This is a genomic window from Mycobacterium sp. (assembly GCF_035603715.1).
GTDB lineage: Bacteria > Actinomycetota > Actinomycetes > Mycobacteriales > Mycobacteriaceae > Mycobacterium.
Genome location: NZ_DATNJW010000148.1, coordinates 1 through 5,119, shown reverse-complemented (window position 1 = coordinate 5,119; position 5,119 = coordinate 1). Strand labels below are relative to the sequence as shown.

General features: G+C 64.7%; 6 protein-coding genes and 1 pseudogene. 2 read left to right on the top strand and 5 right to left on the bottom strand.

Annotated features, from left to right (window positions below; all coding sequences use genetic code 11):
* The 4 genes and pseudogenes from VN856_RS06815 to dapB all read right to left on the bottom strand — a co-directional run.
* Positions 1-562 (bottom strand): annotated as a pseudogene (locus tag VN856_RS06815) (peroxidase); the annotation flags it as partial.
* A 21-nt stretch (positions 563-583) separates the two neighbouring features.
* On the bottom strand, positions 584-1,138 hold the full coding sequence (locus tag VN856_RS06810; RefSeq protein WP_325687412.1) for a hypothetical protein: 555 nt from the start codon (positions 1,136-1,138) through the stop codon (positions 584-586).
* Positions 1,139-1,284: 146 nt separating this feature from the next.
* On the bottom strand, positions 1,285-1,749 hold the full coding sequence (locus VN856_RS06805) for a hypothetical protein (protein ID WP_325687410.1): 465 nt from the start codon (positions 1,747-1,749) through the stop codon (positions 1,285-1,287).
* On the bottom strand, positions 1,746-2,483 hold the full coding sequence (dapB, locus tag VN856_RS06800) for a 4-hydroxy-tetrahydrodipicolinate reductase (RefSeq protein ID WP_325687408.1): 738 nt from the start codon (positions 2,481-2,483) through the stop codon (positions 1,746-1,748). Before dapB ends, VN856_RS06805 begins: the two co-directional genes overlap by 4 nt.
* Before the next feature lie 115 nt (positions 2,484-2,598).
* Between dapB and VN856_RS06795 the strand changes: the two genes are divergently transcribed.
* Both VN856_RS06795 and VN856_RS06790 read left to right on the top strand, forming a co-directional pair.
* On the top strand, positions 2,599-3,924 hold the full coding sequence (locus VN856_RS06795; protein WP_325687406.1) for an HNH endonuclease signature motif containing protein: 1,326 nt from the start codon (positions 2,599-2,601) through the stop codon (positions 3,922-3,924).
* Positions 3,925-4,052: 128 nt separating this feature from the next.
* Positions 4,053-4,466 (top strand): hypothetical protein, encoded by a 414-nt coding sequence (locus tag VN856_RS06790; RefSeq protein WP_325687404.1) that lies wholly within the window; start codon positions 4,053-4,055, stop codon positions 4,464-4,466.
* On the opposite strand, the gene VN856_RS06785 is transcribed toward VN856_RS06790, so the two are convergent.
* On the bottom strand, positions 4,463-5,119 hold a 657-nt coding region (locus tag VN856_RS06785; protein ID WP_325687402.1), incomplete at its 5' end, for an iron-sulfur cluster-binding domain-containing protein. The two genes, VN856_RS06790 and VN856_RS06785, sit on opposite strands and share 4 nt — an antisense overlap.

Genomic DNA, 5,119 nt, shown 5'->3' with positions numbered 1-5,119 from the left:
GCACTTCACCCGAGCCCTCGATAACCGGCTGCGACAACCTGTCGCGGAACCCGAAGTGATCATGTGCGTAATTGAACGGTGGCGTCGCGTTCAAGTCCAACACCGACAGACTGCGCACGCCCTCGCACCGGGCCACAAGCTTGTCGTGTTCTCCCGTGGCACGAGCATGTTCGGCGTCATCGCGCGCGAACAGGATCGCGATTGCGTGCAAGTCACCGCCGCCCAGACCGCCGACCCAGTTGTCCGGGTGGTTAGCCCCGCTGTCGCCCAAGATGTCTGCCCGAGCCGCCATCCCCTCGCGAAACGCCTCCGGGAAAGTCGCCAGCGATTCCTCTTCCACTCCGACTGCTCGTAGGCCGCTCCACGTGAACGCCAGCGTGATCCACCGCTGTGAGCGGTCCATCGTGGCCTGCGCATCCGCGGCCGACTGCACCCGATCGAGCAGCTCAGTGAGCCAGGCCCGGCCGCCGGCCGGGTCGTGGAACGACAGGAATTCATAGCGGCCTGTCATCGCCGGCGTACGGGTCAGCAGAATGTGCTGAATGTCGTCCAACTCAAGCATCGGTGCGTGTTTCGGTGCGGATCACTGCATTTGATCGAGCATGTCGGAGAACGCCGCTTTGAGCCGCAGGGCCTTTTTGATCTCGTCGGCGGTGACGTAGGGGTACTCCCCGTACTCCAGGAAACTGGGGCACTGGTGCTCACGGACGAACTGCACGAAGGCGTCCGGATTCTCTTTCCAGTCCTCCGGGAATCCCTCTAGGTTGGTGAACACCGTGGTGATCCCCGTCGCGCTGAACAGCGCCACCGCATCCTCGGTGTACTTGTCGAAATCGGTGTCGAAGATGCCCTGGTACTGAAAATGCAGTCCCGAACCGACGTCGAACAGTACCCACCGCAAGTAGTGCAGCCGCAGCGGCGCGAGCACGTCGGGACTCCCGGCAATCGCTTCCTCGATCTGCTTGCCGTACGCACGGACGGCCTCTTCGCGCCCCTCTTTGACCTTCGCGATGATCGAAAAGCCATAGCAGGCGGGCGTTCTCGGATAGATCGGACCGTACCTGCCCCGCTCGAGCTCGAAGTACCCCTCCTTGGGAATGGCCACCGCCGCTGGTTTGCTCCAGTCATGATCGCTCATCGGCATCCTCGGACTCCGCTCGGCGCTATTCGTCCGAACACTACGCCGTTGATACCGCCATTCCGGCACCATTTCGCGGGCGCCTATTCGACCAGGCGATCACCGTTTGTGTCGGCGTTCATCGGGCCGGCTCAACAGCGTTTTGCTCACGTGCGACCCTGCAACTCGACGGCTTTCTTCATGGCTTCCCGCGCGCGGCTTCGATCTCCTGCGTAGTCGTAGGCACGGGCCAGCCGGTACCAGCGACGCCAGTCGTGCGGATCGATGTCCAGTTCGCTGCGGACCGTGTCGAAAAGTGCGTCGGCCGCGTCGCGTTCGATGCGCCCCGACGGCCGTCGCGGCAACGCGCTCACGTCGAGTTCCATGCCGTCTTCCGCAGCAAGGCGGGCCAGCTTCTGATGGGCGAGGCCGGCGCGCAACGTGGCGATCATCGCCCACAAGCCGATGGCGGGCAGGATCAACAGCGCAGCGCCCAATGCGATAGCGACGCCACGCCCGGAGCCGATCATCAAGATCGCGGTCCTGCCCAGCAACACGATGTAGGCCAGCAGCGCCGCGCACATCAGCGCGATCATCAACTGGACGGGCACACCACGCCGCGTTGAGGTCATTGCAGATCGAGCAGCGCTTCGATTCCTATTGTCAGGCCTGGGTGTTCGGCGACCCGGCGAACCGCCAGCAGCACGCCCGGCACGAACGACGTGCGGTCGATGCTGTCGTGCCGGATCGTCAGGGTCTCTCCCAACGTGCCGAACAACACTTCCTGGTGCGCGACCAGTCCGGCCAGCCGTACTGAATGCACCGGCACGCCGTCGACGTCGGCGCCACGGGCACCCGGCAGGCTGCTGCTGGTGGCATCTGGATTGGGCGGCAGGTCTTTTCGCGCCTCGGCGATCAGCGCGGCAGTCCGGCCGGCGGTCCCCGAAGGAGCATCGGCCTTCTGCGGATGATGCAGTTCGATCACTTCGACGGACTCGAAAAACGGCGCGGCCTGCTTGGCGAAATGCATGGACAACACCGCACCGATGGCGAAATTCGGCGCGATCAACACCGATACGCCGGGTTTGGCGGCCAGCCATGACCGAACTTGTTGCAGCCGTTCGTCGGTGAAGCCGGTGGTCCCCACAACGGCGTGAATACCGGTGTCGATCAGAAACTCGAGGTTCGCCATGACGACATCGGGGTGCGTGAAGTCGATGACAACTTCGGTGTTGCTGTCGGTCAACAGGCTCAGCGCGTCCCCGGCATCGACCTCGGCCGACAAGGTCAGGTCGTCGGCGTCCTGCACCGCCTGCACCATCGTCGTGCCGACTTTGCCCTTGGAACCCAGCACAGCTACCCGCATGACTTCACCCTAAAGCGTGGCGGGTTTATCCACAGTTGCGCCTTTGTCCACAGATCTCCGCACCTGCCGCCTCGACGACGCTTAGTGGTCGGGAGCTGCACCTAATGTTTCGAACATGCATTCGATAACGGCAGCTTTCGACGCGCTGGACGCCGCCGTGACCACAGTGGGCGAGAAGGACGTTGCGACGGCCGACCCCATTACCCGCCTGCGCGCCCTCGAGCGTCTCGAGACGGTACGGCGTCGGCTTCTCGTAACCGCCCACGATCTTGTCGCCGGCCTTGCCGACGAGGACCCCGCCGACGTCGGCGGCCCGGTACACAGGGTGATCGCCGACTGGCTCCGGATCAGCTGCGCCGACGTTCGCCGCCGTCTCCGCGACGCCGAGCAGCTCAGACCGCGGACCACGATCACCGGCGAGACGTTGCCTCCGGAACTGCCCGCGACGGCTCAGGTCTGGCGGGACGGACTGCTCGATCCGCAGCACCTGAAGGTGATCCAGACGTTCGTCCGCGACCTGCCCTCGGACACACCGCCCGACACAGTCGAGGGCGCTGAGCGGTTCCTGGCGGAGCAGGCGACTGCGCTGCGACCCGACCAGTTGGAGAAGGTGGCGAATCGCTGCGCGGTGCTGATCAATCCCGACGGCAAATTCTCCGACATCGATCGAGCCCGCCGGCGCGGGTTCACCTGGGCGCCGCAACGATCTGACGGAATGAGCATCGGCAAGCTGGTCGCTTCGCCGGAGCTGCGCGCCAATCTCGACGCGTGGCTGGCGCGGTTCGCGGCGCCCGGCGCGTACAACCCGGACAACGAAAATTCTTGCGCCGCAGATGAACCCGATACGCGGAGTCATGCTCAGCGGCAGCACGACGCGCTCAACGCGCTCGTTCGCGGTCAACTGGGAGATCCGAAACTCGGGCGGCACAACGGACTGCCGGTCACCGTCATCGTGTCGACCACGCTGCAGGAACTCAGCGCAGCCGCCGGCCAGGCTGTCACCGGTGGCGGAACGGTTCTCCCGATGCGCGACCTCATCCGGATGGCCAGTCGCGCACACCATTACCTTGCAGTATTCGACGAGCACCAAAATCGGCCACTGTATTTGGGCCGGGCCCGTCGAATAGCTTCGGCAGACCAGCGACTTGTCCTGCACGCGAAGGATCGTGGCTGTACCGCTCCGGGCTGCAATGTCCCCGCATACTGGACCGAGGTTCATCACATGGACGACTGGGCCCGCGGCGGCCGGACGGATATCGACCGCCTGACGCTGGCGTGTAAACCCGACCACACGATGGTCGATAAGGGTTGGCGGACAATCAAAGTCGGCAGCGGAGACACCCAGTGGATTCCGCCGCCCCATCTCGATCACGGCCGGCCGACAACCAACGACTACCACCATCCAGAAAGGATTTTCGACAACGCCCGACGGCGCAGTTAGTTACTCACCCGTTCGTCATCGTGCGTTCACCCTTTCGAAGGGGCCAAACCCCCGCGAACCGAGAGGCTGCTGTGATACCCACCTACAGTGCCTGGCACACTGGCCATGCTGACGAAAGGAACCGGTTCATGACGATCACACGCGGCTTTGCCGCTGGCGCGATGCTCGCCGGTCTCGCCCTGGTAGTTACGGCTCCCGTGTCCGTCGCGGACACGCTGAACGGCCACTACATCGAGACCGAGACCTATCCGGACGGCCACCAGGTGCACAGCGACTGGTACATCACCCCCTGCGGTGACGGGTGCGCCTCGATCAACAAGTTAGGTCAGGCGAACCTGGTCAACGGACAGTGGACGCTGGACGGCAAGGGCGGCGTTTCCTGTGAAGAGGGCGGCGACGTGAAGGACGCGATCGGCTTCCACTACACCTGGGATCCGAACACGCTGGACGGCACCGTGCAGATCACCAACAACGTGAAAGCTTGCGGCAACCCGCAGGGCTACCAGGAGACCAACAACCTGCACCTGCAGCAGGCGCCCTAGGCGTCGATCACCACGCGGCCACCGGTCGCGCGTGAGACGCACACCAGCATCTCGCCGTCGGATTCCGCGAGCCGACCTCGACGGTCGACGTGCCCAGTGAGCACTTTGACCTTGCAGGTCCCGCAGAAGCCCTGTCGGCAGGAGTGCGCCGTCGTCGGGTCCGCGTCGAGCATGACGTCGAGCGCCGAGCGGTTAGCCGGGACGTCGAGCACCCGCCGCGAGCGAGCGAGCTCGAGTTCAAACGGGATGCCGTCGACCACCGGCGCCGGGCTGAACCGCTCGTAATGCAGCGGCGCGTTGGCGTGCTCGTCGCGGGCTATGCGCACCGATTCCAACATCCCGCTCGGTCCGCACACGTAGACCGCGGTGGTAGGTGTCGCACCGACAAGGAGATCGTCGGCCGTGGCGAGTCGGCCGCGCTCGTCGTCGGCCCACACGATTACCCGGTCCGCAGCCAGCGAGGTCACCTCGTCCAGCAGCGGCATGTATTCCCGGCTGCGGCCGGCATAGATTGCGCGCCAATTCATTCCGCGCTGCTCCGCCGCCCGCATCATCGAGAGGATGGGTGTCACCCCGATTCCGCCGATGACGAACAGCACGTCACGCTCGTCGCCGCCGAGATAGAACGCGTTGCGCGGACCCTCGAACACCAG